The sequence below is a fragment of the Rhodococcus sp. NPDC058521 genome, from assembly GCF_042719695.1.
GTDB lineage: Bacteria > Actinomycetota > Actinomycetes > Mycobacteriales > Mycobacteriaceae > Rhodococcus_F.
The window spans coordinates 306,023-330,151 of the sequence record NZ_JBHXNL010000001.1; the positions used below are offsets into that span (position 1 = coordinate 306,023).

Sequence of the window (24,129 nt, forward strand, 5' to 3'; positions counted from 1 at the left end):
GCCCTGGTCTCCACCACCCTGTAGTCTCAATGTCAGGTTTAGACTTTTCTTCTCACCCGGGTCCGATGAAGTATTCTTCTCATCGGCCCTCTGGGTCCAGAATACGAGGGAGTTGGGTATGTCGTTGGGCAGAAGAGGCGTCGTTCTTTCGCTGGGCGCGCTCGTGTCACTACTGCTTGCCGCGCCGGTGTCGGCGCAACCGGCACCCGGAGTTCCCTCCGGATCGAGTGATCCCGCCGCGCCCGTGGAGCAGGCCCCGCCGTCGGATCGTCCGCTCGAAGGCGCCAACGACTGGTCGTGCAAGCCGTCGCCGGAGCATCCTCGGCCTGTGGTGCTCGTCCACGGAACGTGGGTCGGAATGACCGAGACCTGGGACGAGCTGGCACCCGAGCTGGCCGCAGAGGGCTACTGCGTGTTCGCCCTCGAGTACGGGCGCCCCGCGAACCCGAACGACGGAAATGCTCTCGGATTGCTCGGTGGTGCAGACATCGCCGAATCCGCACATCAGCTCGCGGGCTTCGTCGACCAGGTGCGGGAAGCAACCGGGTCGCCGCAGGTCGACATCGTCGGCCATTCGCTCGGCGGGACGCTCTCCCGTCAGTACCTGCGGTTCGAGGGCGGCGCCGACCTGCTCGACCCGACGAAGAACAAGGTCCACCGGTTGATCACGCTCGGTGCCACCAATCACGGAACGAGCTTCGGTGACGTACAGGCCCTCGGCGGACTGGCGCAGGCGTTGGGCGTGCCGGTCACGCCGCTCTTCGGAATGACGGTGGGGCCCTCGTACGTGCAGCAGATGGCGGGGTCGCCGTTCCTGCACGTGCTCAACGCCGGAGGCGATACCGATCCGGGCGTCGCCTACACAGTCGTGGCGAGCCGAAACGACACCGTCTCCACGCCGCCGGAGAACACGTTCCTGACTGCCGGCCCCGGCGCCATGGTCGACAACCTGTGGATTCAGGACGGCTGCGACTCGAACACCACGACCCACGACCAACTCACGACCGACCCCCGGGCGAAGCACATCGTGCAGACCGCGCTCGATCCCACCTACGGGGAGCGTGTCCCCGCGCCGTGCCCCGCGGGCTGAGGCCGAAAGATCAGGGGGGAGTGCCGGCAGCGCGCCGGTACCCCCGGATCGCGGGATAGACGAAGATGAGTAGTGCCCCTCCGCACCAGATCAACGTCTTCATCAGCGGTTCGTAGACCGGCCCGCCCATCGACAGGCCGCGCATCGCTTCGATGACACAGGACATGGGCTGGTTCTCGACGATCGGCTGAAGCCACGTCGGGTAAGCCTGCGTCGGGACGAATCCCGAATTGAAGAACATCATCAGGGTGCACAGCAGCGAGAGCAGTTCCACGAGGGGCGCCTTCGCGGCATTGACGGCGAGCGCCGTCACCAACGTGGCGAACGACATGCCGAACAGCAACGGCAGTAACAGCAACCCGAGACCGGCGAGGATTCCCTGCTCGAAGCGGAATCCGAGAGCGAAGCCCACCGCCACGATCAGCACGGTTGTCAGGAAGATGCGCACGCCCTCGGCGAGCAGTCGGCTGATCATTCCCGACGCCCGGTGAACGGGCAGGACCCAGAATCGGCTCAGTAGACCGTCAGCCCATTCCCTTTTCAGCGACAGTCCGCTGGCGATCGAGCCGAACATTGCGCCGACGAGAGTGATCATCGGGACCTGCCCGTAGATCGCCTTGATGTTGGTGCCCTCGGTGATGGTGACACCGAGAACCACCCAGAACATCACCAGCATCAGCGCGGGATAGATGACCGCCTGCAGCATCGTGTACGGATCCCGCGTCCAGCGGAGCAGCAGACGCCCGGTCTGCAGCAGGCTGTGCGACACCAGCGCACCGAACGACTTCTCCGAGCGCGATTCGGTGGCGGGCGGGAAGGTGAGTGCCACGTTCGGCACCTGCTGTTCGATGGTCATCCACGCCTCACATTCGCCCAGATGGACAGTGGGATGAACACGAGAGCGAGTCCGCCGCACCACAGAAACGAGGGCATGAGTTCGGTCATCGTGATCGTTCCGTCGGTCATGCCACGCAGGGAGGTGGCGAACTGCGAAATGGGTTGGTTGCGCACGAAACCTTGCGCCCACTCGGGGAAATTCGACACCGGAACGAATCCGGACGAGAACATCCCGAGAATCAGCTGCGGAATGGTGAGCGCCTGGCTCGTCACGGTGGGGCTCTTCGTGAGCGTGCCGAGTGCGTCGGCTCCGGCGGTGAGCGTGAATCCGATCAGCATCGCCATCGCACAGAAGGCGATCGTGAGGCCGACGCCCGCCTGGAACCGGAATCCGATCACGTGGCCGTATCCGATGGCACACGCGAGCGAGAGTGCGGAGTGGGTGAAGCAGGCGGTCATCCGCGACGCGAGTGGTACCGCTGCGGCAATCGGCATCGTTTGGAACCGTGCGTTCATCCCGTTCGACGCCTCGGTGGCGGCGCGGTGGGCAGCGGAGACCGCCGTGAACGCCATCGCCTGCAGGACGATGATCGGCATGACGAACTGCGCGTAGTCGATGCCTGCGGTGAGTCGCATGACCAGCTTGAGGGGCAGGTAGAAGCCGATGGTGAAGATGAGTGGCGCGAGAACCGCGATGAAGAACTGGCCGTAGACCCACATGGTGTGCAGGTTCCTGCCCGAAAGTGCCAGCCACTGTCCGAAGACGGTCGGGCGGGGCCGCGAGTGTCGGCCGCGGTAGTTCGCCGCGCGACGCGAACCTTCCGCGGAGGCCGCGCGGGCGCCGGACGACTTCGTCACCGAGGTCACAGTGGCAGTTCCTCTCGTCGCTGCGCCTCGGCTTCACCGGGATGGCCGGTGATGGAGAGGAACACATCGTCGAGAGACGGACGCCGCAGTGCGATGTCGGCGAGCTCGATCTGCGCGATGTCGAGCCTTCGGAGTGCTTCGGCCAGAGTCTGAGCGCCGTCGTCCGCCGGGATGGAGAGTCGATCGGCCCCGGCCTCGGTGACCTTGTCTGCAGAAGTGAGCGACGAGAGGATCTCGCGGACCTTGGGGATGTCCTCGAGCCGAGCCGGCACCACCTCGCAATAGTTGCCGCCGGTGCGTGCCTTCAATTGATCCGCGGTGCCCTCCGCGATGACGGTGCCCTTGTCGATCACGACGATGTTGTCGCTCAGCAGATCGGCCTCTTCGAGGTACTGGGTGGTGAGCAGGATCGTGATGCCCTGCTTCTTGAGCGTCGATACCAGCGACCACACACCCTGGCGACTACGCGGGTCGAGGCCGGTCGTCGGTTCGTCCAGAAAGACGACTTCGGGGCGGGTGACGAGGCCACACGCGATATCCACACGTCGGCGCATGCCGCCCGAGTACTCGATGACCTTCCGGCCGCCGGCCTCCACGAGATCGAACTCTTCGAGAAGTTCCTCGGCGCGAGCCTTCGCGTCCTTCTTCTTCAATCCCATCAACCGGCCGAAGAGCACCAGATTCTCGCGCCCGGACAGGGATTCGTCCAGCGCGGCGTACTGGCCGGTCATCATGATCGCACGGCGGACGCCGGCCGCATCGGACGTGACGTCGTGTCCGGCGACCGAAGCGCGACCCTTGTCCGGGCGCAGAAGAGTGGACAGCACGTTGACCGTGGTGGTCTTACCGGCACCATTGGGCCCGAGGATGCCGAGCACCGTGCCCTTGGGGACTTCGAAACTGACGCCCCGTAGGGCTCTCACCTCGCCGAAGGACTTCTCGATTCCCTCGACGAGAACGGCAGGTTGGGGCGCAGTCATGTTCCCGAGTATGTCACGATCACGCCGACACGAAAGCCGAGCTACCCACCGGTAGACCCAACGATTCGGTATCTGTAACGGGACACTGGACTGCGGCGATAACCACGGGACGAGTCCGTGGTTTCGCAACCACGAGGTCAGTGATGTGGCTCATGTCCCGTCCCCGCGGGCACGGTTTGAAGTATCTGCCCACGTACGGCATACTGGTCGGGTTGCCTTGCACGGGACGTGATGATTTGCGGCCCGAACCCGGCAAGGCGAAGTGCGTCGTAACCAGGTATCCACCTGGTCGCGGCCATGCAAGACGGAAGCAGTACCTACCGAGTGCCCGCACAGGGCGCCACCGGTACGCGTTCACCGCCGATGCGACAGAAATGTCTGCGGGCGGAGAATGAGCGAGTGGGCGACACGCCCGACCGCGTGTACCGGAGAACCATGACAGATGAACAGCGGCAGCGGATCGGGTGAGTCCCGATCGCCCAGGCGTTCTGACGGTTGCGGTCGGCAAGGACTGTGCAGACGAGATGGTTCGGCCCGACTCGGGTCGAACTGTGAAACGCGGCAAGAAAAGGACACCAAGCGTGGCGGGACAAAAGATCCGCATCAGGCTCAAGGCCTACGACCATGAGGCGATCGATGCGTCAGCACGCAAGATCGTCGAGACGGTGACCCGTACCGGGGCCCGTGTCGTCGGACCCGTGCCGTTGCCGACCGAAAAGAACGTGTACTGCGTCATCCGCTCGCCGCACAAGTACAAGGACTCGCGCGAGCACTTCGAGATGCGTACTCACAAGCGGCTTATCGACATCCTCGACCCGACGCCCAAGACGGTTGACGCTCTCATGCGCATCGACCTTCCGGCCAGCGTCGACGTCAACATTCAGTGAGCGCGGCGGAGACAAAAACAATGACTGATATCAAGATCAAGGGAATCCTGGGCACCAAGCTCGGCATGACCCAGGTCTTCGACGAGAACAACCGGGTCGTTCCGGTCACCGTCGTCAAGGCCGGTCCGAATGTCGTGACCCAGATCCGTACCGAAGAGCGTGACGGCTACAGCGCCGTGCAGCTTGCGTTCGGCGCCGTCGACCCGCGCAAGGTGAACAAGCCGGTTTCCGGGCAGTTCGCCAAGGCCGGCGTCACCCCGCGTCGCCACGTCGTCGAGATCCGCGTTGCGGACGCCGCCGAGTACGAGGTCGGCCAGGAGCTCACCGCCGAGCTGTTCGAGGACGGCGCATACGTCGACGTCACCGGCACCAGCAAGGGCAAGGGCTTCGCCGGAACCATGAAGCGCCACGGCTTCAAGGGGCAGGGCGCATCGCACGGCACCCAGGCTGTTCACCGCCGCCCGGGTTCCATCGGTGGCTGCGCCACACCGGGCCGCGTGTTCAAGGGAATGCGCATGTCCGGACGCATGGGTAGCGACCGCATCACGACGCAGAACCTCTCGGTCCACAAGGTGGATTCCGAGAACGGCCTGCTGCTGATCAAGGGCGCGATCCCCGGCCGCAAGGGCGGCGTCGTGATCGTCAAGAGCGCAGTGAAGGGTGGTGCGCACGCATGACCAGCACCGAGACATCGACCAAGTTGACGCTGGACGTCAAGGCAGCCGGTGGCAAGACCAACGGCACCGTCGATCTCCCCGCCGAGATCTTCGACGCGCCCGCCAACATCGCGTTGCTGCACCAGGTCGTCGTTGCGCAGCTCGCTGCCGCACGCCAGGGCACGCACGCCACCAAGACCCGCGGCGACGTTCGCGGTGGTGGCAAGAAGCCGTACCGCCAGAAGGGCACCGGCCGTGCTCGTCAGGGCTCGACCCGTGCACCGCAGTTCGCCGGTGGTGGCACCGTCCACGGCCCGCAGCCGCGTGACTACAGCCAGCGCACCCCCAAGAAGATGAAGGCCGCCGCCCTGCGCGGAGCCCTCTCCGACCGGGCTCGCAACGAGCGCATCCACGTGATCACCGAACTGGTTGCCGGACAGACTCCGTCCACGAAGTCGGCCCGCAGCTTCCTCGGTGAGCTCTCGAGCCGCAAGAAGCTCCTGCTCGTCGTCGGCCGCGAGGACATCGCAGCATGGAAGAGCGTGCAGAACCTGGACGGCGTGCACCCGATCGCACCCGACCAGCTCAACACCTACGACGTGCTGGGAAGCGATGACGTCGTCTTCAGCGTCGAGGCGTTGAACACGTTCATCCACGGGCCTGCCGAGACCGCCCAGGCACAGGAAAAGGAGGAGGGTAAGTGAGTACCATCGCCGACCCCCGCGACATTCTGCTGGCCCCGGTCATCTCCGAGAAGTCCTACGGACTGATCGAGGAAGGCACCTACACCTTCCTGGTGCACCCGGACTCGAACAAGACGCAGATCAAGATTGCCGTCGAGAAGATCTTCGGCGTCACCGTGACCAGCGTCAACACCGCCAACCGTCAGGGCAAGCGCAAGCGGACCCGTTTCGGTTACGGCAAGCGCAAGGACACCAAGCGCGCGCTCGTGACCCTCTCGGCCGACAGCAAGCCCATCGAGATCTTCGGAGGACCGGTCGCCTAGGCGCCCGGGACTCGAGAGATATAGAGGACGAGAAGACTCATGGCAATCCGTAAGTACAAGCCGACTACCCCGGGCCGTCGTGGCTCGAGCGTCTCGGACTTCGCCGAAATCACTCGGTCGACCCCCGAGAAGTCGCTGATTCGCCCGTTGCACGGACGCGGTGGACGCAATGCGCACGGTCGTATCACCACTCGCCACAAGGGTGGTGGACACAAGCGTGCCTACCGACTGATCGATTTCCGTCGCAACGACAAGGACGGCGTGCCGGCCAAGGTCGCTCACATCGAGTACGACCCCAACCGCACCGCCCGCATCGCGCTGCTGCACTACGCAGACGGCGAGAAGCGCTACATCATCGCCCCCCGTGGTCTGACCCAGGGTGCGCCGATCGAGTCCGGCGTCGGAGCCGACATCAAGCCCGGCAACAACCTGCCGCTTCGCAACATCCCGACCGGTACCACGATCCACGCTGTGGAGCTGCGTCCCGGTGGTGGAGCGAAGATGGCTCGTTCCGCCGGCTCCAGCATTCAGCTGCTCGGTAAGGAAGGCACCTACGCCACGCTGCGTATGCCTTCCGGCGAGATCCGTCGCGTCGACGTGCGCTGCCGCGCAACCGTCGGCGAGGTCGGCAACGCCGAGCAGTCGAACATCAACTGGGGCAAGGCCGGCCGCATGCGCTGGAAGGGCAAGCGCCCGACCGTGCGTGGTGTCGTGATGAACCCGGTCGACCACCCGCACGGTGGCGGCGAGGGCAAGACCTCAGGTGGTCGCCACCCGGTCAGCCCCTGGGGTACCCCGGAAGGCCGTACCCGCAAGAACAAGCCCAGCGACAAGCTGATCGTCCGCCGCCGGCGTACCGGCAAGAAGCGCTAGGAGGGAGTTGTAAATGCCACGCAGCCTCAAGAAAGGCCCGTTCGTAGACGACCACCTCCTTGCGAAGGTGGACGTTCAGAACGACAAGGGCACCAAGCAGGTCATCAAGACTTGGTCGCGCCGTTCGACGATCCTTCCGGATTTCATCGGACACACGTTTGCGGTCCATGACGGCCGTAAGCACGTCCCGGTGTTCATCTCGGATTCGATGGTCGGGCACAAGCTCGGCGAATTCGCACCGACCCGCACGTTCAAGGGTCACATCAAGGACGACCGGAAGAGCAAGCGTCGATGAGCACTGAAACGAAGAACCCGACAGCAAAGGCTGTTGCGCGCCACGTGCGTGTGACGCCGATGAAGGCACGTCGTGTCGTGGACCTCGTTCGTGGGCGCTCGGTCGAAGACGCCCTGAACATCCTGAAGTTCGCGCCGCAGGCCGCGAGCGAACCGGTCGCCAAGGTGATCGCGTCCGCAGCAGCCAACGCCGAGAACAACCTCGACCTGGACCCGAGCACGCTCGTCGTCGCGACGGCGTTCGTGGACGAGGGTGCCACCATGAAGCGGTTCCAGCCGCGTGCACAGGGACGTGCGTTCCGGATCCGCAAGCGGTCGAGCCACATCACAGTGATCGTGGAGAGCCTGCCGAAGGCCGGAACTTCGACCCGTAATCGCCGGAAGGGAAGTGCTCAGTAGTGGGCCAGAAAATCAACCCGCACGGCTTCCGACTCGGCATCACCACCGACTGGAAGTCCCGCTGGTACGCAGACAAGCAGTACTCGGAGTACGTCAAGGAAGACGTCGCGATCCGTAAGCTCCTCGCCACCGGCATGGAGCGCGCGGGCATCGCGAAGGTCGAGATCGAGCGCACCCGTGACCGTGTTCGTGTGGACATCCACACCGCACGCCCGGGCATCGTCATCGGTCGCCGTGGCGCCGAGGCAGACCGTATTCGTTCGGAGCTCGAGAAGCTGACCGGCAAGCAGGTTCAGCTGAACATCCTCGAGGTCAAGAACTCCGAGGCCGAGGCTCAGCTCGTCGCACAGGGTGTGGCCGAGCAGCTGTCGAACCGTGTTGCGTTCCGTCGAGCCATGCGCAAGGCCATCCAGTCGGCCATGCGTCAGCCGAACGTGAAGGGAATCCGCGTTCAGTGCTCCGGTCGTCTCGGCGGCGCCGAGATGTCCCGGTCGGAGTTCTACCGCGAAGGCCGTGTGCCGCTGCACACGCTTCGCGCGGACATCGACTACGGCCTGTACGAGGCCAAGACCACCTTCGGCCGCATCGGCGTCAAGGTGTGGATCTACAAGGGCGACATCGTGGGTGGCAAGCGTGAGCTCGCCGCCAACGTGGCCGCACCGGCAGGGGATCGCCCCCGCCGCGAGCGTCCGAGCCGCCCCCGTCGCAGCGGTGCCACCGGCACCACCGCGACGAGCACCGAGGCCGGCCGCGCAGCGACCGCCACCGCCGATGCACCCGCCACGACGCAGCAGAAGGAGGGCTGACGCATGTTGATCCCGAAGCGGGTCAAGCACCGCAAGCAGCACCATCCGAGCCGTTCGGGTGCCGCCAAGGGTGGAACCCAGGTCACGTTCGGTGAGTGGGGCATTCAGGCTCTCGAGCCCGCCTACATCACCAACCGGCAGATCGAGTCTGCTCGTATCGCCATGACTCGACACATCAAGCGTGGCGGCAAGATCTGGATCAACATCTTCCCGGATCGCCCGCTCACCAAGAAGCCTGCCGAGACTCGCATGGGTTCCGGTAAGGGTTCGCCCGAGTGGTGGGTCGCGAACGTCAAGCCCGGTCGCGTGATGTTCGAGATGACCTACCCCAACGAGGAGATTGCTCGTGAGGCTCTGCGCCGCGCGATGCACAAGCTCCCGTGCAAGTGCCGGATCGTGACTAGGGAGGAGCAGTTCTGATGGCTACTGGAACCCCAGCCGCAGAGCTCCGCGAGCTCACCGAAGAAGAGCTGGTCACCCGGCTTCGTGAGTCGAAGGAAGAGCTGTTCAACCTTCGTTTCCAGATGGCTACCGGCCAGATGGACAACAACCGCCGACTTCGGACCGTTCGTCACGAGATCGCGCGCATCTACACCGTCCTGCGCGAGCGTGAGCTCGGGCTGGCCGTCGGGCCGGACGCAGGTGACGCGGCATGAGTGAGGAAAAAGCATTGAGCACGCAAGAGCGCAACAGCCGGAAGGTCCGGACGGGATACGTAGTCTCCGACAAGATGGAGAAGACGATCGTGGTCGAGCTCGAGGACAGGGTCAAGCACCCCCTCTACGGCAAGATCATCCGCCGCACCAGCAAGGTCAAGGCGCACGACGAGAACAGTGTCGCCGGTGTCGGTGACCGCGTTCAGCTGATGGAGACCCGTCCGCTGTCCGCCACCAAGCACTGGCGTCTGGTCGAGGTCCTCGAGAAGGCCAAGTAAGACGGCCGAGCAGGACCCGAGCGTCAACGCACGACACGATGCGGCCCGTTCCCTTCCTGGGAGCGGGCCGCATCTGTGTGTACGGGCAGATTTGTAGTTGACCTGCATTTTCGCCTACACTGGTGCGGTTGCTTGTGGGTATGTCCCACAGTTCGGCCGCGAACCCACTGTGATTTCGAGAGTTTTCGCAGGCAGGCGCGTGCCCGAGCAGTGACACGACCATGCTCGTCGGGTCGGTATCCGGCGTGCACCTATTTCCAGGTCAAGGAGAAGTAAGTGATTCAGCAGGAGTCGCGACTGCGCGTCGCCGACAACACGGGTGCCAAGGAGATTCTCTGCATCCGCGTTCTCGGTGGTTCGTCTCGTCGCTACGCCGGGGTGGGCGACACCATCGTCGCCACCGTCAAGGACGCCATCCCGGGCGGCAACATCAAGAAGGGCGAGGTCGTCAAGGCCGTCATCGTCCGCACCGTCAAGGAGCGTCGTCGTCCCGACGGCTCGTACATCAAGTTCGACGAGAACGCTGCCGTTCTCATCAAGCCGGACAACGACCCCCGCGGTACGCGTATCTTCGGCCCCGTCGGCCGTGAACTGCGCGACAAGAAGTTCATGCGGATCGTCTCGCTCGCCCCGGAGGTGCTGTGATGAAGGTGCACAAGGGTGACACGGTGCTGGTCATCGCCGGCAAGGACAAGGGTGCCAAGGGCAAGGTCATTCAGGCCTACCCCGCAACCGAGAAGATCCTCGTCGAAGGCGTGAACCGCATCAAGAAGCACACCGCGCTTTCCGCGAACGAGCGTGGCGCCTCCTCCGGCGGCATCGTGACGCAGGAAGCCCCGATCCACGTATCCAACGTCGCGGTCGTCGACTCGGACGGCAACCCCACTCGCGTGGGTTACCGGACCGACGAAGAGTCCGGCAAGCGCGTTCGGATTTCCCGGAAGAACGGGAAGGACCTCTGAACATGACTTCCACCGAGAACAAGACCCAGCCGCGTCTGAAGACCCGCTACCGTGCGGAGATCAAGGATGCGCTGAACAGCGAATTCGACTACGCCAACGTGATGCAGATCCCCGGCGTCGTCAAGGTTGTCGTCAACATGGGTGTCGGCGACGCCGCTCGTGACGCCAAGCTCATCAACGGCGCTGTCAACGATCTCGCTCTGATCACCGGTCAGAAGCCCGAGATTCGTAAGGCACGCAAGTCCATCGCGCAGTTCAAGCTTCGCGAAGGCATGCCGATCGGTGCGCGCGTCACGCTGCGCGGCGACCGCATGTGGGAGTTTCTGGACCGCCTGGTGTCCGTGGCGCTGCCCCGCATCCGCGACTTCCGTGGCCTCTCCGGCACGCAGTTCGACGGCAACGGAAACTACACGTTCGGCCTCAACGAGCAGTCGATGTTCCACGAGATCGACGTGGACAAGATCGACCGCCCGCGCGGTATGGACATCACCGTGGTGACCACGGCGACCAACAACGAAGAAGGCCGTGCACTGCTCAAGCACCTCGGCTTCCCGTTCAAGGAGAACTGAGCTCATGGCTAAGAAGGCATTGGTCAACAAGGCCAACAAGAAGCCGAAGTTCGCGGTTCGCGCCTACACCCGCTGCCAGCGGTGCGGTCGCCCGCACTCGGTGTACCGCAAGTTCGGCCTGTGCCGTATCTGCGTTCGCGAAATGGCACACGCGGGCGAGCTGCCCGGCGTGCACAAGAGTTCCTGGTAACAGCACTCTCGTAGAACGGGTGGTTGTCGGACGACGCTTTCGGGCGGTCGTCCGACAACCACCCGTTCTTTTGTGTGTGTGAGGGCCGAATTCTCGAGATTCGGCTGCACCGACCGGTTTCGAGGGTCACGCTTGGGCAGGGACCAACGTGAGGGGCTGTGCGATGACGGCGTCGGAATCGGATGTGCAGACCGATGAGCCTGCCGAACTGAAGAGGGTTCTCGGTCCGGGGCTGCTGCTGCTCTTCATCGTCGGCGACATTCTGGGGGCCGGCGTATACGCGGTGACCGGAGACATGATCCAGCACGTCGGTGGAATCGCCTGGGTGCCGTTCGTGGTGGCGTTCGTCGTGGCGACGCTCACCGCCTTCTCCTATCTGGAATTGGTCACCAAGTACCCGCAGGCTGCGGGCGCGGCGCTGTACACCCACAAGGCATTCGGTCTGCACTTCGTGACGTTCCTGGTTGCCTTCGCGGTGATCTGCTCGGGTATCACCAGCGCATCGACGTCGTCGAACGTGGTGGCCGGCAACCTTCTGGTGGGCCTGCACGAAACGTTCGGCACCGAGGACGGACTCGGCTGGTTCGACATCGACGACGGCGGAATGGCGCAACTCTGGATCGCCCTCGGTTTCATGGTGTTGCTGGCGTTGATCAACCTCAGAGGCGTCGGCGAATCCGTGAAGTTCAACGTCGTGCTCACCCTGATCGAGATGGCTGCGCTGGCGATCGTCATCGTGATCGGATTCATCGCCGCGGGAACGGGTGCGGGGGAGGGGGACATCGCCAACCTGGTGATGTTCGAGGATGCGAACGACAAGGGCTGGTTCCTGGCGGTCACGGTGGCCACGGCCGTCGCCTTCTTCGCGATGGTCGGCTTCGAGGACTCGGTGAACATGGTCGAGGAGACGAAGAATCCCGCGAAGATCTTTCCCAGGATGATGCTCACGGGACTGGGCCTGGCGTGTTTGACGTACGTGCTCGTCATCGTCGCGGTCATCGCGGTCCTGCCGTTGGACTACGACTCCGGTAGCGAGGGCATTCTGCTGCACGTGGTGAGGATCGGTGCACCGTCCATCCCGATCGACGAGATCTTCCCGTACATGACGGTGTTCGCCGTGGCCAACACCGCGCTCATCAACATGCTCATGGCCAGCCGGTTGGTGTACGGGTTGGCGCGTCAGCGAATCCTGCCGACCGGTCTCGGCGCAGTGCTTCCGGGGCGCCGATCGCCGTGGACGGCGATCGTGTTCTCCACCGCGTTGGCGTTGATCCTGATCGTCGTGGTGAACCGCATGTCGGGCAACAATGTGGTCGGGGCACTGTCCGGGACCACGGCACTGTTGCTGCTGTGCGTGTTTGCGGTCGTGAACGTCGCGTGCCTGGTCCTCAAGCGACGGCCGGACAAGACCTTCTTCCGAGCGCCGGTGTGGGTGCCGGTCGTCGGCGCCGTGATGTGCCTGTTCCTGGTCGGACCGTGGGCTCGAACGGACGAGCAGATGATCCAGTACAAGATCGCTCTCGCCATGCTCGGGGTCGGCCTCGTGCTGTGGGTCATCACGTATTTCCTCAACAAGGCCGTCGGAGCGCGCTCGCGATTCACCGACATCGACCACCTCGCAGAAGGCGAGGAGCCGAATCCGTCGCATCGGTACGACCCATGAGGAAAGCAATTTGGCTCTAGCAGGGACTTTGTCTACACTGGAGCAGTTGCCTGGCACAGGTGTGCCCGCAGGTGACGAACTCATCCCGGTCGACAACGGTCGTCCGGGCCAGCCGAATTGCTGAAGGCCCACCATCGGCGGGCTCCTTCGGGAGCCTGCTCGTGCTGTATGGGAACCGCAGCGAGAAAGGTGTCGAGGTCTAACCATGACCATGACCGACCCCATCGCAGACTTCTTGACCCGTCTGCGCAACGCCAACACGGCGTACCACGACGAGGTGAAGCTGCCGCACTCGAAGATCAAGGCGAACATCGCCGAGATCCTCAAGCGCGAGGGCTACATCTCCGATTACCGCACCGAGGACGCCGAGGTGGGCAAGACCCTCGTCGTCGACCTCAAGTACGGCCCGAGCCGTGAGCGCAGCCTCGCCGGCGTGCGCCGTGTCTCGAAGCCCGGTCTGCGTGTGTACGCGAAGTCCACCAACCTGCCCAAGGTTCTGGGCGGCCTCGGCGTGGCGATCATCTCCACGTCCACCGGCCTGCTCACCGATCGCCAGGCGGCCAATCAAGGAGTGGGCGGGGAAGTCCTCGCCTACGTCTGGTAAGGGAGGCCACCAAAATGTCGCGTATTGGAAAGCACCCCATCACGGTTCCGGCCGGTGTCGATGTGAACATCGACGGCCAGAGCGTCGACGTCAAGGGACCCAAGGGCACCCTCGGACTGACGATCTCGGATCCCATCACCATCTCGAAGGCCGAGGACGGCACTCTCGTCGTCGCTCGCCCCGACGAGGAGCGTCGCAGCCGTTCACTCCACGGCCTGTCGCGCACGCTGGTGCAGAACCTCATCATCGGTGTCACCGAGGGTTACACCACCAAGATGGAGATCCACGGCGTCGGTTACCGCGTCGCGCTCAAGGGCACGAACCTCGAGTTCTCGCTCGGGTTCAGCCACCCGGTCGTGATCGAGGCCCCCGAGGGAATCACCTTCGCAGTCGAGACCCCCACGAAGTTCTCGATCGCGGGCATCGACAAGCAGAAGGTCGGACAGATCGCTGCGAACATCCGTCGACTCCGTCGTCCCGACCCGTACAAGGGCAAGGGCGTGCGGTACGAGGGTGAGCAGATCCGCCGCAAGGTCGGAAAGACGGGTAAGTGATATGAGCCAGACTGCAAACCAGAAAGCCAAGCGCATTCCGCTGGGCAAGGACGCATCCACCAAGCGTCGCCTGTCGAAGACGCGTCGTCACTTCCGTCTTCGCAAGAAGATCTCCGGCACGCCCCAGCGTCCCCGCTTGGTCGTCAACCGGTCGTCGCGCCACATCCACGTTCAGCTCGTGGACGATCTCGCAGGCCACACGCTGGCAGCGGCATCGACCACCGAAGCCGACCTGCGTGGCGGCGAAGGCGACAAGAAGGCCTCGAGCGCAAAGGTCGGTCAGCTGATCGCCGAGCGTGCGAAGGCAGCCGGAATCGAAGCCGTGGTGTTCGACCACGGTGGGCACGGCTACCACGGCCGTATCGCCGCTCTTGCGGACGCAGCTCGCGAAGGCGGGTTGAAGTTCTGATGACCAACATTGCAAACGGAAGGACAGCCTGATGCCGGGACGTCAAAGGCGTGACGGCGGCAGCGGACCCGCCGGACAGAATGGACCCAACAGCGGTGACAACCGTGGGGACAACCGCGGAGGCCGTGACCGCCGCGACAACAATCGGGGCGGCAACGCAGCCGAGAAGTCGAACCACATCGAGCGCGTCGTCACCATCAACCGTGTGTCGAAGGTCGTCAAGGGTGGTCGTCGCTTCAGCTTCACCGCTCTGGTGATCGTGGGCGACGGCAACGGACTCGTCGGCGTCGGTTACGGAAAGGCCAAGGAAGTTCCCGCGGCCATCCAGAAGGGCGTCGAGGAAGCACGGAAGAACTTCTTCCGCGTTCCGATGATCGCCACGACCATCACGCACCCTGTCCAGGGTGAGGCCGCAGCCGGCGTCGTCATGCTGCGTCCGGCCAGCCCCGGTACCGGTGTCATCGCCGGTGGCGCGGTGCGTGCTGTGCTGGAATGTGCAGGCATCCACGACATTCTGTCGAAGTCGCTCGGTAGCGACAACGCCATCAATGTTGTGCATGCGACCGTCGCTGCTCTCAAGGGTCTGCAGCGTCCCGAGGAAGTTGCCGCACGTCGTGGCCTCTCCGTCGAGGAAGTTGCCCCGGCCGGCATGCTGCGTGCGCGCGCACAGGCAGGGAGCGTGAAGTAATGGCTGATCTCAAGGTCACCCAGATCAAGAGCACCATCGGTACCAAGCAGAACCAGCGGAACTCCCTGCGTACCCTCGGCTTGAAGGGCATCCGTCAGACGGTTGTCCGCGAGGACAACGCGCAGAACCGCGGTCTGATCAACGTGGTGCGCCACCTCGTCACAGTTGAGGAGGTCTAACCATGACCATCAAACTGCATCACCTGCGCCCGGCGCCGGGATCCAAGACCGAAAAGACTCGCGTCGGTCGTGGTGAAGGCTCCAAGGGTAAGACCGCGGGCCGCGGTACCAAGGGCACCAAGGCACGTAAGAACGTGCCCGCCGCCTTCGAGGGTGGACAGATGCCGCTTCACATGCGTCTGCCCAAGCTCAAGGGATTCAACAACCACTTCCGCACCGAGTACCAGGTCGTCAATGTCGGTGACATCGCCCGTCTGTTCCCCGAGGGTGGACAGGTCACGGTCGAGGACCTCGTTGCCAAGGGTGCCGTCCGCAAGAACCAGCTCGTGAAGGTTCTGGGCGACGGCGATCTGAACGTTGCAGTTCAGGTCACGGTGAACAAGTTCACCGGCTCCGCCAAGGAGAAGATCGCCGCTGCCGGTGGTACCGCCACCGAGCTGTGAGCAATCACGCTTGATCGGCAATGGCCGCAGCGCAGCGTCGACGCTGTGCTGCGGCCATTCGTCGCTCTGCCGGGTGGAGGACTGAGAGGTCTCCCATCCGGGTTGTTCAATTGTCACTGTTAGAGTTCTAGAGTTCGCTCGTTGTCGGATCGTGCTCGATTCGACACTTCCCTGCCAGACTTCATCGCCAGCCAGGAGGATCTTTGCTTTCCGCCTTCGTCTCGGCCCTCAGGACCCCGGACCTGAGGCGGAAGATCCTCATCGCCCTCGGCCTCGTGGCGTTGTATCGCATCGGTGCTGTCGTGCCGTCTCCGGGCGTCGACTACGCGAACGTGCGCGGGTGTATCGATCAGCTTTCCGGAAGCGACTCCGCCGGCATCTACTCGCTCATTAACCTGTTCTCGGGTGGTGCACTGCTCCAGCTGTCGGTGTTCGCGATCGGCATCATGCCGTACATCACCGCGAGCATCATCGTGCAGCTGCTCACCGTCGTCATTCCCAAGTTCGAGGAATTGCGCAAGGAAGGCCAGTCGGGCCAGGCGAAGATGACGCAGTACACGCGTTATCTCGCTGTCGCCCTCGCCGTTCTGCAGGCCACGGGCATCGTGGCGCTCGCCGCTCGCGGCCAGCTTCTGCAGGGATGTGAGCAGGAGATCCTCGCCGACAAGAGCGTGTTCGGTCTCGTCATCATCGTGCTGGTGATGACCGCCGGCGCGGCCCTCGTCATGTGGTTCGGTGAGCTCATCACCGAGCGCGGTGTCGGCAACGGCATGTCGCTGCTGATCTTCGCCGGTATCGCTTCGCGACTGCCGTCCGAAGGCAAGTCGATCCTCGACAGCCGCGGTGGCCTGACCTTCACCCTCGTGTGCGCTGCGGCGCTCGTGATCATCGCCGGCGTCGTCTTCGTCGAGCAGGGCCAGCGCCGAATTCCCGTCCAGTACGCCAAGCGCATGGTGGGCCGGAAGATGTACGGCGGTTCGTCGACTTACCTGCCGCTGAAGGTCAACCAGGCCGGCATCATCCCGGTCATCTTCGCCTCCTCGCTGCTGTATCTGCCGAACCTGATCGCTCAGCTCACCGGTGCAACATCCGCCGCCGAGCCGAGTTGGTGGCAGCGAATCATCAACGAGTACCTGGTGAATCCGAACAACCCGGTCTACATAGCGATCTACTTCTCGCTGATCGTGTTCTTCGTGTTCTTCTACGTCGCGATCACGTTCAACCCGGAAGAGCGCGCCGACGAGATGAAGAAGTTCGGTGGCTTCATCCCGGGTATCCGTCCGGGTCGGCCCACCGCCGAATACCTCAGCTATGTCCTCAACCGCATCACCGTGCCCGGCTCGATCTACCTGGGCCTGATTGCAGTTGTGCCTCACTTCTTCCTGTCGGGAAGTCAAACAACCAGCAGCATCTTCGGCGGTGCGGCAGTGCTGATTCTCGTCAGCGTTGCCCTCGACACGGTCAAGCAGATCGAGAGCCAGTTGATGCAGCGCAACTACGAAGGGTTCCTCAAGTGAGACTTGTTCTGCTTGGTCCTCCCGGTGCCGGTAAGGGCACTCAGGCGGCGATCCTGTCCGAGAAGCTCGGTGTCCCGCACATCTCGACGGGTGACCTCTTCCGCGCCAACATCGGGCAGAAGACCGCCCTGGGAATCGAAGCCAAGTCCTACATCGACGCCGGCAATCTCGTCCCGAGCGAGATCACCAACAACATGGTGAAGGCACGCGTCGCGGAACCCGATGCCAAGAACGGTTTCCTACTCGACGGATTTCCGCGAACGGTCGATCAGGCGCGTGCGCTCGAAACGATCCTCGCTGATCTGAACACCAAGCTGGACGCAGTGCTGTCGTTCGTGGTCGACGAGGACGTCGTCGTCGAGCGCATGCTGGCCCGCGGACGTGAGGACGACAAGGAAGACGTCATCCGGAACCGCCTTCAGGTGTACCGCGACGAAACCGCGCCGCTGTTGGATCACTACAAGGATTCACTCGTCTCCGTCGATGCGATCGGCGAGGTCGACGAGGTCAACGCGCGGGCGTTGGCTGCACTGGGCAAGTAATGGCATTCGGCCGTAAACGCAAGGTCGTGCCGTTCCGGACGGCCGGGGAGCTCGATGCGATGGCTGCCGCCGGCGCCATCGTCGGAGCCGCCCTTGTCGCCGTGCGGCAGGCGGCGAAGCCGGGCGTGAGCACGCTCGAACTAGACGAGGTCGCCGAGTCGACCATTCGAGACGCCGGTGCGGTGCCGTCGTTCAAGGGCTACCACGGTTTCGCGGGCTCGATCTGTTCGTCCGTCAACGATCGCGTGGTGCACGGGATCCCGTCGGTCGACGACGTCCTTGCCGACGGGGATCTCATCTCCATCGACTGCGGGGCCGTTCTCGACGGTTGGCACGGCGACTCGGCGTGGACCTTTGGCGTCGGCGACCTGATCGACGCAGATCGTCAGCTCAGTGAGGCCACGAAGTCGTCCATGGAGGCCGGCATCGCCGCGATGCTGCCCGGGAACAGACTCACCGATGTGTCACACGCGATCGAGTTGGGCACCAGGGCGGCGGAGAAGGCACACGGCCGCACGTACGGGATCGTCGACGGCTACGGCGGACACGGCATCGGGCGTGAGATGCACATGGAACCGTTTCTCGCCAACGAGGGGGCGCCCGGAAAGGGCCCCGAGTTGGTGGTCGGTTCGGTCCTGGCGATCGAGCCGATGCTCACCCTCGGCACCGAGGACACCCTGGTCCTCGAAGACGACTGGACCGTTGTCACCACCGACGGCACCCGTGCCGCGCACTGGGAGCACACCGTTGCCGTCACCGAGAACGGCCCGCGGATTCTGACCCAGCGCCCCGAGTAGGCAATTCACACTTCGACGAGCAGCGAGATCGGTCCGTCGTTCACGGACTCGACGTGCATGTGCTCACCGAATCGTCCGGTCTCGACGGTGGCGCCGAGATCCAGGAGCGCAGCGGCTACCGATTCGACGAGTGGCTCGGCGACCGGTCGGGGCGCGGCTTGCGTCCACGAGGGGCGACGGCCCTTCACCGTATCGCCGTACAGCGTGAACTGGCTGATCAACAGAATCGGTGCGCCCAGGTCCGCGGCTGATTTTTCGTCCTCGAGGATTCGCATGTGCCAGATCTTGCGTGCGAGAAGTGTCGCCTTCTCGTCGTCGTCCGAGTGAGTGACGCCCACCAGAACGAGTAACCCGTGCGAGCCTGTCGGGGGATGGATTCGTCCGACTACGCCGTCGCCGACGCGAACCGACGCGGACGTTACTCGCTGGACGAGTGCGCGCACTCACACTCCTTCGAAGCGCATTTGGCCTGGTAGTGAAATTCCCGTAACATGGACCAGCGGTGCGCTCTGCGTGCCGGTTTTTCGTGTGCTCAGGCAGGCGAGGCCGGTGACGAAACCAGTGTGCGTCACGGTAACCACCGATGCAATAAGCACGTCAAACCACATGGAACGCGGAGGATATGGCTAAGAAAGACGGGGCCATCGAGGTCGAGGGACGAGTCGTCGAGCCGCTGCCCAATGCAATGTTCCGCATTGAGCTGGAGAACGGCCACAAGGTTCTCGCCCACATCAGCGGAAAGATGCGTCAGCACTACATTCGCATCCTCCCGGAAGACCGTGTCGTCGTAGAGCTGTCGCCCTACGACTTGACGCGTGGACGCATCGTTTACCGGTACAAGTAGGGACTTCCCGGATCTGACCAGTTTCGGGAGAACGAGGTCCGTCGCGGAAGATGGCGATGGGCAGCCACAAAACAGGAGATCAGAAGACGTGAAGGTTCAGCCGAGCGTCAAGAAGATCTGCGAGAAGTGCAAAGTGATCCGCCGTAACGGGCGAGTCATGGTGATCTGCGACAACCTGCGCCACAAGCAGCGTCAGGGCTGACCACAGCTTTTCGAAGATCTGCTTGGCAACAAGCAAAGAAGACCTTCCAGCACCAGCCAGCACTCACGGCCGCCGGATTTCACCATCCACAGGCAGGTACTGGTCTACCCCCGGCACGGAGGCCGGGGCCCCACTGAGTTAGTCGATGTGTCGCGGGTCGAAAGACCGGCGGTGCTTGAAGAGGCACAGGGGACGGACTGGGAGCAGACCTCCGCACACCGATAGGAATGCCACATGGCACGTCTCGCAGGTGTCGATCTTCCTCGCGAAAAGCGCATGGAGATCGCACTGACATACATCTACGGCGTCGGCCGTACCCGCTCCAAGGAGATCCTGGACGCCACCGGCGTTTCGGCCGACCTGCGGAGCAAGGACCTCACCGACGAGGACCTCTCGAAGCTCCGTGAGTACATCGAGGAGTCCCTCAAGGTCGAGGGTGACCTCCGTCGCGAGGTCCAGGCGGACATCCGGCGCAAGATCGAGATCGGCTGCTACCAGGGCCTGCGCCACCGTCGTGGTCTGCCCGTGCGTGGTCAGCGCACCAAGACCAACGCCCGCACCCGTAAGGGTCCCAAGCGCACCATTGCCGGCAAGAAGAAGGCGAAGTAATGCCCCCCAAGTCACGTAGCACCGGTCCGAAGAAGACCCAGAAGGCGCGTCGCAGGGACAAGAAGAACGTCCCCCACGGCGCCGCACACATCAAGAGCACGTTCAACAACACGATCGTGTCGATCACCGATCCCACGGGAAACGTCATCTCCTGGGCGTCCTCGGGACACGTCGGATTCAAGGGTTCGCGCAAGTCGACCCCGTTCGCCGCTCAGCTCGCCGCTGAGAACGCTGCCCGTAAGGCGCAGGAGCACGGCGTGAAGAAGGTCGACGTATTCGTCAAGGGTCCCGGCTCCGGCCGTGAGACTGCGATCCGCTCGCTTCAGGCTGCTGGCCTCGAGGTCGGCACCATCTCTGACGTCACTCCACAGCCGCACAACGGCTGCCGCCCGCCCAAGCGGCGTCGGGTCTAGCGGGAAGGATAGGTAGAAGAAAATGGCACGTTATACCGGACCCATCACCCGCAAGTCGCGTCGTCTGCGCGTCGACCTCGTTGGAGGCGACCAGGCGTTCGAGCGTCGTCCCTACCCGCCGGGCCAGCACGGCCGCGCGCGGATCAAGGAGAGCGAGTACCTGCTCCAGCTGCAGGAGAAGCAGAAGGCTCGCTTCACCTACGGCGTCATGGAGAAGCAGTTCCGCCTGTACTACAAAGAGGCGAACAACCGCCCCGGCAAGACCGGCGAGAACCTGCTGCGCATCCTCGAGTCGCGTCTGGACAACGTCGTGTACCGCGCCGGACTGGCACGTACCCGTCGCCAGGCCCGTCAGCTCGTCACCCACGGGCACCTTCTCGTGAACAACAAGAAGGTCGACATCCCGAGCTACCGCGTCTCCCAGTACGACATCATCGATGTCAAGGAGAAGTCGCTGAGCACGCTGCCTTTCCAGGTGGCGCGTGAGACCCAGGGCGATCGCCCGATCCCGGGTTGGCTGCAGGTCGTCGGTGGACGTCTCCGTGTGCTGGTTCACCAGCTGCCCGAGCGTGCGCAGATCGACATTCCTCTGCAGGAACAGCTCATCGTCGAGTACTACTCGAAGTAAGGCGCTCCGCGCCTGTGAGTGGTTGACGAGTCTCTGTACTCGTCAACCACTCACAGGCCGAAGGCCTTTCCCATCGTGGGCGTCAAATAGCGGACGCCCGTACAGGAGGAAATCGAATGCTCATTTCTCAGCGACCCACGCTGACCGAAGAGGTCATCGCTGACAACCGCTCGAAGTTCGTCATCGAGCCCCTCGAGCCAGGCTTCGGGTACACCCTCGGCAACTCGCTTCGGCGCACGCTGCTCTCGTCGATCCCCGGCGCTGCTGTCACCAGCATCCGTATCGACGGCGTTCTGCACGAGTTCACGACCGTTCCCGGTGTGAAGGAAGACGTCACCGACATCATCCTGAACCTCAAGGGACTCGTCGTGAGCTCCGAAGAGGACGAGCCGGTCACCATGTACGTCCGCAAGCAGGGCCCCGGCGCTGTGACCGCAGGCGACATCGTGCCCCCGGCCGGCGTCACGGTGAACAACCCGGATCTGCACATCGCCACCCTGAACGACAAGGGAAAGCTGGAGATCGAGCTCGTCGTCGAGCGCGGTCGCGGCTACGTTCCTGCCGTCCAGAACAAGGCGTCCGGCGCCGAGATCGGCCGTATCCCGGTCGACTCGATCTACTCGCCGGTGCTCAAGGTCACCTACAAGGTGGAGGCCACCCGTGTCGAGCAGCGCACCGACTTCGATCGGCTCGTGCTCGACGTGGAGACCAAGAACTCCATCACCGCTCGGGACGCGCTCGCTTCTGCGGGCAAGACCCTGGTTGAGCTCTTCGGCCTGGCCCGTGAGCTGAACGTCGAAGCAGAAGGAATCGAGATCGGACCCTCGCCCGCCGAGGCCGACCACATCGCTTCCTTCGGACTCCCCATCGAGGATCTGGACCTCACGGTTCGTTCCTACAACTGCCTCAAGCGCGAGGGTGTTCACACCGTCGGTGAGCTTGTCGGCCGTACCGAGTCCGATCTGCTCGACATCCGCAACTTCGGACAGAAGTCCATCGACGAGGTGAAGGTCAAGCTGCACTCGCTGGGCCTCGCTCTCAAGGACAGCCCCGCGTCCTTCGATCCCACCACCGTTGCCGGCTACGACGCCGCCACCGGCACGTGGAGTGACACGGACGCCGGTTCTTTCGGCGACGCCGAGGGCACCGAGGACTACGCCGAGACCGAACAGCTGTAGCAGCTCACAGTCCTTACTAGGAGATACTGATCATGCCCAAGCCCAAGAAGGGTGCCCGCTTCGGCGGGTCGGCTTCGCACCAGAAGGCGATCTTCGCCAACCTGGCCACCGCGCTCTTCGAGCACGGCCGCATCACCACCACGGAGGCCAAGGCGAAGGCGCTGCGCCCCTACGCCGAGAAGCTCGTCACGCACGCGAAGGCCGGCACGCTGGCCAACCGTCGTGAGGTGCTGAAGGTCATCCGCAACAAGGATGTCGTGCACACCCTGTTCGCGGAGATCGGACCGTTCTACGCGGATCGCGACGGCGGTTACACCCGCATCGTCAAGACCGTGCCCCGCAAGGGTGACAACGCTCCGATGGCCATCATCGAGCTCGTCAAGGAGAAGACCGTCACCTCCGAGGCCGATCGCGCTCGTCGCGTGAAGGCTTCGAAGGATGCACCGGCTGCTCCCGCTGCCGACGAGAACGTCGTGGAAGCCGTCGAGGCCGACGCGACGGAGGCCGAGGTCGAGAACGCAGACGCGGTCGTCGAGGGAATCGAAGACGAGAACGCTTCTGCCGCAGACGCGACCGAGGCCGACGAGGCCAAGAAGGACTAAGTCCACTTGGTTTCGGCACACGCTGAATCGAACGGGCCCGTCGTCCCCGCTGGGGACGGCGGGCCCGTTTCGTATGAGACCCGTCGTCTGAGGCTGGACATCGCGTACGACGGCACCGACTTCAAGGGGTGGGCGCGTCAGAACGATCTCCGCACCGTGTGTGGGGAGATCGAGGACAAGTTGGGCGCGGTTCTGCGAACTCCTCTGCAACTCACCGTTGCCGGACGTACCGACGCAGGCGTTCATGCCGACGGTCAGGTTGCGCACGTCGATGTACCCGAAGACCTGGTTCCCGAGGATCCGTCGTTCCTCGTCCGTCGGCTGGCTCGGTTCCTGCCCAAGGATGTTCGGGTCAAGCAGGTGTCGTTCGCCCCCGAGCATTTCGACGCCCGGTTCTCTGCTCTGCGTCGTCATTACGAGTATCGGCTGACCACGGCGCGGTACGGGGCCGATCCGTTGCGGGCTCGTGATGTCGTGTCGTTCCCGAAGACGTTGGATCTCGGTGCGATGCAGGAGGCCTCGTCGCGCTTGGTCGGTCTGCACGACTTCGCCGCGTTCTGCAAGAGGCGAGAAGGTGCAACCACGGTGCGCGACCTACAGCGCTTCGACTGGGAGCGTGACGGGCACCTTCACACCGCATTCGTCTCTGCGGATGCCTTCTGCTGGTCGATGGTCCGCAGTCTCGTCGGGGCCGTCCTTGCAGTGGGGGAGGGTAGAAGGGAAGTGAGTTGGATCGAGCAGTTGCTTCGCGAATCTTCCCGGTCCAGTTCGATTCTGGTCGCGCCTGCGCATGGACTCTCTCTCGTACAGGTGGACTACCCCTCCGATGACGAACTCGCTGCGCGTAACGTGACGACCCGTGACGTGCGAACGCTCGGAAACGGCTGCTGTTGACGGGACCGGTTCG

The 24,129-nt window shown here is 63.7% G+C and carries 38 protein-coding genes; 34 read left to right on the plus strand and 4 right to left on the minus strand.

Features of this window, described 5'->3' with window-relative positions; all coding sequences use genetic code 11:
- The first annotated feature begins 118 nt into the window (after positions 1-118).
- The gene (locus ACFWO3_RS01330; protein WP_378572913.1) at positions 119-1,090 is read left to right on the plus strand and encodes an esterase/lipase family protein; all 972 of its coding nucleotides are present in this window, start codon (positions 119-121) and stop codon (positions 1,088-1,090) included.
- 10 nt (positions 1,091-1,100) lie between these two features.
- Here ACFWO3_RS01330 and ACFWO3_RS01335 read toward each other — a convergent pair whose 3' ends face one another.
- The 3 genes from ACFWO3_RS01335 to ACFWO3_RS01345 are packed head-to-tail and all read right to left on the minus strand — an operon-like array spanning position 1,101 to position 3,774.
- The gene (locus tag ACFWO3_RS01335; RefSeq protein WP_378572915.1) at positions 1,101-1,946 is read right to left on the minus strand and encodes an ABC transporter permease; all 846 of its coding nucleotides are present in this window, start codon (positions 1,944-1,946) and stop codon (positions 1,101-1,103) included.
- The gene (locus ACFWO3_RS01340; protein WP_378572918.1) at positions 1,943-2,794 is read right to left on the minus strand and encodes an ABC transporter permease; all 852 of its coding nucleotides are present in this window, start codon (positions 2,792-2,794) and stop codon (positions 1,943-1,945) included. Before ACFWO3_RS01340 ends, ACFWO3_RS01335 begins: the two co-directional genes overlap by 4 nt.
- On the minus strand, positions 2,791-3,774 hold the full coding sequence (locus ACFWO3_RS01345; RefSeq protein ID WP_378572920.1) for an ATP-binding cassette domain-containing protein: 984 nt from the start codon (positions 3,772-3,774) through the stop codon (positions 2,791-2,793). The genes ACFWO3_RS01340 and ACFWO3_RS01345 overlap by 4 nt, the downstream gene beginning before the upstream one ends.
- A gap of 581 nt (positions 3,775-4,355) precedes the next feature.
- Between ACFWO3_RS01345 and rpsJ the strand changes: the two genes are divergently transcribed.
- The 25 genes from rpsJ to map all read left to right on the plus strand — a co-directional run bounded on the left by rpsJ (position 4,356) and on the right by map (position 18,746).
- The gene (rpsJ, locus tag ACFWO3_RS01350) at positions 4,356-4,661 is read left to right on the plus strand and encodes a 30S ribosomal protein S10 (protein ID WP_003938093.1); all 306 of its coding nucleotides are present in this window, start codon (positions 4,356-4,358) and stop codon (positions 4,659-4,661) included.
- A 20-nt stretch (positions 4,662-4,681) separates the two neighbouring features.
- A complete protein-coding gene (gene rplC / locus ACFWO3_RS01355) occupies positions 4,682-5,338 on the plus strand; it encodes a 50S ribosomal protein L3 (RefSeq protein WP_378572922.1) in 657 nt (218 codons plus the stop codon).
- On the plus strand, positions 5,335-6,021 hold the full coding sequence (gene rplD / locus ACFWO3_RS01360; protein WP_378572924.1) for a 50S ribosomal protein L4: 687 nt from the start codon (positions 5,335-5,337) through the stop codon (positions 6,019-6,021). The genes rplC and rplD overlap by 4 nt, the downstream gene beginning before the upstream one ends.
- Positions 6,018-6,323 carry a 50S ribosomal protein L23 gene (gene rplW, locus ACFWO3_RS01365; RefSeq protein ID WP_005239632.1) on the plus strand — a complete coding sequence of 102 codons (306 nt, stop codon included), beginning with the start codon at positions 6,018-6,020 and terminating at the stop codon, positions 6,321-6,323. Before rplD ends, rplW begins: the two co-directional genes overlap by 4 nt.
- 39 nt (positions 6,324-6,362) lie before the next feature.
- Positions 6,363-7,196: a 50S ribosomal protein L2 gene (rplB, locus tag ACFWO3_RS01370; protein ID WP_378572926.1), complete on the plus strand. Its 834-nt coding sequence runs from the start codon at positions 6,363-6,365 to the stop codon at positions 7,194-7,196.
- 13 nt (positions 7,197-7,209) lie between these two features.
- Positions 7,210-7,491, plus strand: a complete 282-nt coding sequence (rpsS, locus tag ACFWO3_RS01375; protein WP_378572928.1) for a 30S ribosomal protein S19 — start codon at positions 7,210-7,212, stop codon at positions 7,489-7,491.
- A complete protein-coding gene (gene rplV, locus ACFWO3_RS01380; protein ID WP_378572930.1) occupies positions 7,488-7,889 on the plus strand; it encodes a 50S ribosomal protein L22 in 402 nt (133 codons plus the stop codon). The genes rpsS and rplV overlap by 4 nt, the downstream gene beginning before the upstream one ends.
- Entirely contained in the window at positions 7,889-8,695 is an 807-nt protein-coding gene (gene rpsC, locus ACFWO3_RS01385) for a 30S ribosomal protein S3 (protein ID WP_378572933.1), read from the plus strand. Before rplV ends, rpsC begins: the two co-directional genes overlap by 1 nt.
- A 3-nt stretch (positions 8,696-8,698) precedes the next feature.
- Positions 8,699-9,115, plus strand: coding sequence for a 50S ribosomal protein L16 (gene rplP, locus ACFWO3_RS01390; RefSeq protein WP_378572935.1), 417 nt, complete (start codon positions 8,699-8,701; stop codon positions 9,113-9,115).
- On the plus strand, positions 9,115-9,351 hold the full coding sequence (gene rpmC / locus ACFWO3_RS01395) for a 50S ribosomal protein L29 (RefSeq protein WP_005239637.1): 237 nt from the start codon (positions 9,115-9,117) through the stop codon (positions 9,349-9,351). Before rplP ends, rpmC begins: the two co-directional genes overlap by 1 nt.
- Positions 9,348-9,629, plus strand: coding sequence for a 30S ribosomal protein S17 (gene rpsQ, locus ACFWO3_RS01400; protein ID WP_378572937.1), 282 nt, complete (start codon positions 9,348-9,350; stop codon positions 9,627-9,629). The genes rpmC and rpsQ overlap by 4 nt, the downstream gene beginning before the upstream one ends.
- 276 nt (positions 9,630-9,905) lie before the next feature.
- The gene (rplN, locus tag ACFWO3_RS01405; RefSeq protein ID WP_378572939.1) at positions 9,906-10,274 is read left to right on the plus strand and encodes a 50S ribosomal protein L14; all 369 of its coding nucleotides are present in this window, start codon (positions 9,906-9,908) and stop codon (positions 10,272-10,274) included.
- Positions 10,274-10,591 carry a 50S ribosomal protein L24 gene (gene rplX / locus ACFWO3_RS01410; RefSeq protein ID WP_378572941.1) on the plus strand — a complete coding sequence of 106 codons (318 nt, stop codon included), beginning with the start codon at positions 10,274-10,276 and terminating at the stop codon, positions 10,589-10,591. The genes rplN and rplX overlap by 1 nt, the downstream gene beginning before the upstream one ends.
- A gap of 2 nt (positions 10,592-10,593) precedes the next feature.
- Positions 10,594-11,160 (plus strand): 50S ribosomal protein L5, encoded by a 567-nt coding sequence (gene rplE, locus ACFWO3_RS01415; RefSeq protein ID WP_378572943.1) that lies wholly within the window; start codon positions 10,594-10,596, stop codon positions 11,158-11,160.
- Between the two features lie 4 nt (positions 11,161-11,164).
- Positions 11,165-11,350 carry a type Z 30S ribosomal protein S14 gene (locus ACFWO3_RS01420; RefSeq protein ID WP_378572945.1) on the plus strand — a complete coding sequence of 62 codons (186 nt, stop codon included), beginning with the start codon at positions 11,165-11,167 and terminating at the stop codon, positions 11,348-11,350.
- 163 nt (positions 11,351-11,513) lie between these two features.
- Entirely contained in the window at positions 11,514-13,013 is a 1,500-nt protein-coding gene (locus ACFWO3_RS01425; RefSeq protein ID WP_378572947.1) for an APC family permease, read from the plus strand.
- 205 nt (positions 13,014-13,218) lie between these two features.
- Positions 13,219-13,617 (plus strand): 30S ribosomal protein S8, encoded by a 399-nt coding sequence (gene rpsH / locus ACFWO3_RS01430; RefSeq protein WP_378572949.1) that lies wholly within the window; start codon positions 13,219-13,221, stop codon positions 13,615-13,617.
- 14 nt (positions 13,618-13,631) lie between these two features.
- Entirely contained in the window at positions 13,632-14,171 is a 540-nt protein-coding gene (gene rplF / locus ACFWO3_RS01435; RefSeq protein WP_378572951.1) for a 50S ribosomal protein L6, read from the plus strand.
- 1 nt (position 14,172) lies between these two features.
- A complete protein-coding gene (rplR, locus tag ACFWO3_RS01440) occupies positions 14,173-14,580 on the plus strand; it encodes a 50S ribosomal protein L18 (RefSeq protein ID WP_378572953.1) in 408 nt (135 codons plus the stop codon).
- Between the two features lie 31 nt (positions 14,581-14,611).
- Entirely contained in the window at positions 14,612-15,268 is a 657-nt protein-coding gene (rpsE, locus tag ACFWO3_RS01445; protein ID WP_378572955.1) for a 30S ribosomal protein S5, read from the plus strand.
- Positions 15,268-15,447 carry a 50S ribosomal protein L30 gene (gene rpmD, locus ACFWO3_RS01450; RefSeq protein WP_378572957.1) on the plus strand — a complete coding sequence of 60 codons (180 nt, stop codon included), beginning with the start codon at positions 15,268-15,270 and terminating at the stop codon, positions 15,445-15,447. Before rpsE ends, rpmD begins: the two co-directional genes overlap by 1 nt.
- A 2-nt stretch (positions 15,448-15,449) precedes the next feature.
- Positions 15,450-15,890, plus strand: coding sequence for a 50S ribosomal protein L15 (gene rplO, locus ACFWO3_RS01455; protein ID WP_378572959.1), 441 nt, complete (start codon positions 15,450-15,452; stop codon positions 15,888-15,890).
- A 203-nt stretch (positions 15,891-16,093) separates the two neighbouring features.
- Positions 16,094-17,407, plus strand: coding sequence for a preprotein translocase subunit SecY (secY, locus tag ACFWO3_RS01460; RefSeq protein ID WP_378572961.1), 1,314 nt, complete (start codon positions 16,094-16,096; stop codon positions 17,405-17,407).
- Positions 17,404-17,949, plus strand: a complete 546-nt coding sequence (locus ACFWO3_RS01465) for an adenylate kinase (RefSeq protein WP_378572963.1) — start codon at positions 17,404-17,406, stop codon at positions 17,947-17,949. The genes secY and ACFWO3_RS01465 overlap by 4 nt, the downstream gene beginning before the upstream one ends.
- Positions 17,949-18,746: a type I methionyl aminopeptidase gene (map, locus tag ACFWO3_RS01470; RefSeq protein WP_378572965.1), complete on the plus strand. Its 798-nt coding sequence runs from the start codon at positions 17,949-17,951 to the stop codon at positions 18,744-18,746. The genes ACFWO3_RS01465 and map overlap by 1 nt, the downstream gene beginning before the upstream one ends.
- A gap of 5 nt (positions 18,747-18,751) precedes the next feature.
- On the opposite strand, the gene dtd is transcribed toward map, so the two are convergent.
- On the minus strand, positions 18,752-19,189 hold the full coding sequence (dtd, locus tag ACFWO3_RS01475) for a D-aminoacyl-tRNA deacylase (protein WP_378572967.1): 438 nt from the start codon (positions 19,187-19,189) through the stop codon (positions 18,752-18,754).
- Between the two features lie 179 nt (positions 19,190-19,368).
- Here dtd and infA point away from each other — a divergent pair, with 179 nt between their 5' ends.
- The 8 genes from infA to truA all read left to right on the plus strand — a co-directional run bounded on the left by infA (position 19,369) and on the right by truA (position 24,116).
- Positions 19,369-19,590, plus strand: a complete 222-nt coding sequence (gene infA / locus ACFWO3_RS01480; RefSeq protein ID WP_005140011.1) for a translation initiation factor IF-1 — start codon at positions 19,369-19,371, stop codon at positions 19,588-19,590.
- A gap of 88 nt (positions 19,591-19,678) precedes the next feature.
- Entirely contained in the window at positions 19,679-19,792 is a 114-nt protein-coding gene (gene rpmJ, locus ACFWO3_RS01485; RefSeq protein WP_025347279.1) for a 50S ribosomal protein L36, read from the plus strand.
- Between the two features lie 234 nt (positions 19,793-20,026).
- Positions 20,027-20,401, plus strand: a complete 375-nt coding sequence (rpsM, locus tag ACFWO3_RS01490; protein WP_378572970.1) for a 30S ribosomal protein S13 — start codon at positions 20,027-20,029, stop codon at positions 20,399-20,401.
- The gene (rpsK, locus tag ACFWO3_RS01495; RefSeq protein WP_169647060.1) at positions 20,401-20,814 is read left to right on the plus strand and encodes a 30S ribosomal protein S11; all 414 of its coding nucleotides are present in this window, start codon (positions 20,401-20,403) and stop codon (positions 20,812-20,814) included. The genes rpsM and rpsK overlap by 1 nt, the downstream gene beginning before the upstream one ends.
- Before the next feature lie 22 nt (positions 20,815-20,836).
- Positions 20,837-21,442 carry a 30S ribosomal protein S4 gene (gene rpsD, locus ACFWO3_RS01500; protein ID WP_378572973.1) on the plus strand — a complete coding sequence of 202 codons (606 nt, stop codon included), beginning with the start codon at positions 20,837-20,839 and terminating at the stop codon, positions 21,440-21,442.
- A gap of 116 nt (positions 21,443-21,558) precedes the next feature.
- On the plus strand, positions 21,559-22,620 hold the full coding sequence (locus ACFWO3_RS01505) for a DNA-directed RNA polymerase subunit alpha (protein ID WP_005239684.1): 1,062 nt from the start codon (positions 21,559-21,561) through the stop codon (positions 22,618-22,620).
- A gap of 32 nt (positions 22,621-22,652) precedes the next feature.
- On the plus strand, positions 22,653-23,222 hold the full coding sequence (gene rplQ, locus ACFWO3_RS01510) for a 50S ribosomal protein L17 (RefSeq protein ID WP_378572975.1): 570 nt from the start codon (positions 22,653-22,655) through the stop codon (positions 23,220-23,222).
- A gap of 87 nt (positions 23,223-23,309) precedes the next feature.
- On the plus strand, positions 23,310-24,116 hold the full coding sequence (gene truA, locus ACFWO3_RS01515) for a tRNA pseudouridine(38-40) synthase TruA (RefSeq protein WP_378573949.1): 807 nt from the start codon (positions 23,310-23,312) through the stop codon (positions 24,114-24,116).
- Positions 24,117-24,129 lie beyond the last annotated feature (13 nt).

Coding starts and splice junctions, on each gene's coding strand:
- ACFWO3_RS01420 (WP_378572945.1), top strand. CDS start 11,165: ATGGCTAAGAAGGCATTGGTCAACAAGGCCAACAAGAAGCCGAAGTTC.
- rplB (WP_378572926.1), top strand. CDS start 6,363: ATGGCAATCCGTAAGTACAAGCCGACTACCCCGGGCCGTCGTGGCTCG.
- rplO (WP_378572959.1), top strand. CDS start 15,450: ATGACCATCAAACTGCATCACCTGCGCCCGGCGCCGGGATCCAAGACC.
- rplQ (WP_378572975.1), top strand. CDS start 22,653: ATGCCCAAGCCCAAGAAGGGTGCCCGCTTCGGCGGGTCGGCTTCGCAC.
- ACFWO3_RS01335 (WP_378572915.1), bottom strand. CDS start 1,946: ATGACCATCGAACAGCAGGTGCCGAACGTGGCACTCACCTTCCCGCCC.
- infA (WP_005140011.1), top strand. CDS start 19,369: ATGGCTAAGAAAGACGGGGCCATCGAGGTCGAGGGACGAGTCGTCGAG.
- ACFWO3_RS01425 (WP_378572947.1), top strand. CDS start 11,514: ATGACGGCGTCGGAATCGGATGTGCAGACCGATGAGCCTGCCGAACTG.
- rpsM (WP_378572970.1), top strand. CDS start 20,027: ATGGCACGTCTCGCAGGTGTCGATCTTCCTCGCGAAAAGCGCATGGAG.
- rplC (WP_378572922.1), top strand. CDS start 4,682: ATGACTGATATCAAGATCAAGGGAATCCTGGGCACCAAGCTCGGCATG.
- ACFWO3_RS01330 (WP_378572913.1), top strand. CDS start 119: ATGTCGTTGGGCAGAAGAGGCGTCGTTCTTTCGCTGGGCGCGCTCGTG.
- rplD (WP_378572924.1), top strand. CDS start 5,335: ATGACCAGCACCGAGACATCGACCAAGTTGACGCTGGACGTCAAGGCA.
- rplF (WP_378572951.1), top strand. CDS start 13,632: ATGTCGCGTATTGGAAAGCACCCCATCACGGTTCCGGCCGGTGTCGAT.
- rpsH (WP_378572949.1), top strand. CDS start 13,219: ATGACCATGACCGACCCCATCGCAGACTTCTTGACCCGTCTGCGCAAC.
- rplE (WP_378572943.1), top strand. CDS start 10,594: ATGACTTCCACCGAGAACAAGACCCAGCCGCGTCTGAAGACCCGCTAC.
- ACFWO3_RS01505 (WP_005239684.1), top strand. CDS start 21,559: ATGCTCATTTCTCAGCGACCCACGCTGACCGAAGAGGTCATCGCTGAC.
- rplV (WP_378572930.1), top strand. CDS start 7,488: ATGAGCACTGAAACGAAGAACCCGACAGCAAAGGCTGTTGCGCGCCAC.
- ACFWO3_RS01345 (WP_378572920.1), bottom strand. CDS start 3,774: ATGACTGCGCCCCAACCTGCCGTTCTCGTCGAGGGAATCGAGAAGTCC.
- map (WP_378572965.1), top strand. CDS start 17,949: ATGGCATTCGGCCGTAAACGCAAGGTCGTGCCGTTCCGGACGGCCGGG.
- rplP (WP_378572935.1), top strand. CDS start 8,699: ATGTTGATCCCGAAGCGGGTCAAGCACCGCAAGCAGCACCATCCGAGC.
- rpsS (WP_378572928.1), top strand. CDS start 7,210: ATGCCACGCAGCCTCAAGAAAGGCCCGTTCGTAGACGACCACCTCCTT.
- rpsE (WP_378572955.1), top strand. CDS start 14,612: ATGCCGGGACGTCAAAGGCGTGACGGCGGCAGCGGACCCGCCGGACAG.
- rpsD (WP_378572973.1), top strand. CDS start 20,837: ATGGCACGTTATACCGGACCCATCACCCGCAAGTCGCGTCGTCTGCGC.
- rpmD (WP_378572957.1), top strand. CDS start 15,268: ATGGCTGATCTCAAGGTCACCCAGATCAAGAGCACCATCGGTACCAAG.
- rplX (WP_378572941.1), top strand. CDS start 10,274: ATGAAGGTGCACAAGGGTGACACGGTGCTGGTCATCGCCGGCAAGGAC.
- rplR (WP_378572953.1), top strand. CDS start 14,173: ATGAGCCAGACTGCAAACCAGAAAGCCAAGCGCATTCCGCTGGGCAAG.
- rpsQ (WP_378572937.1), top strand. CDS start 9,348: ATGAGTGAGGAAAAAGCATTGAGCACGCAAGAGCGCAACAGCCGGAAG.
- rpsK (WP_169647060.1), top strand. CDS start 20,401: ATGCCCCCCAAGTCACGTAGCACCGGTCCGAAGAAGACCCAGAAGGCG.
- rpmC (WP_005239637.1), top strand. CDS start 9,115: ATGGCTACTGGAACCCCAGCCGCAGAGCTCCGCGAGCTCACCGAAGAA.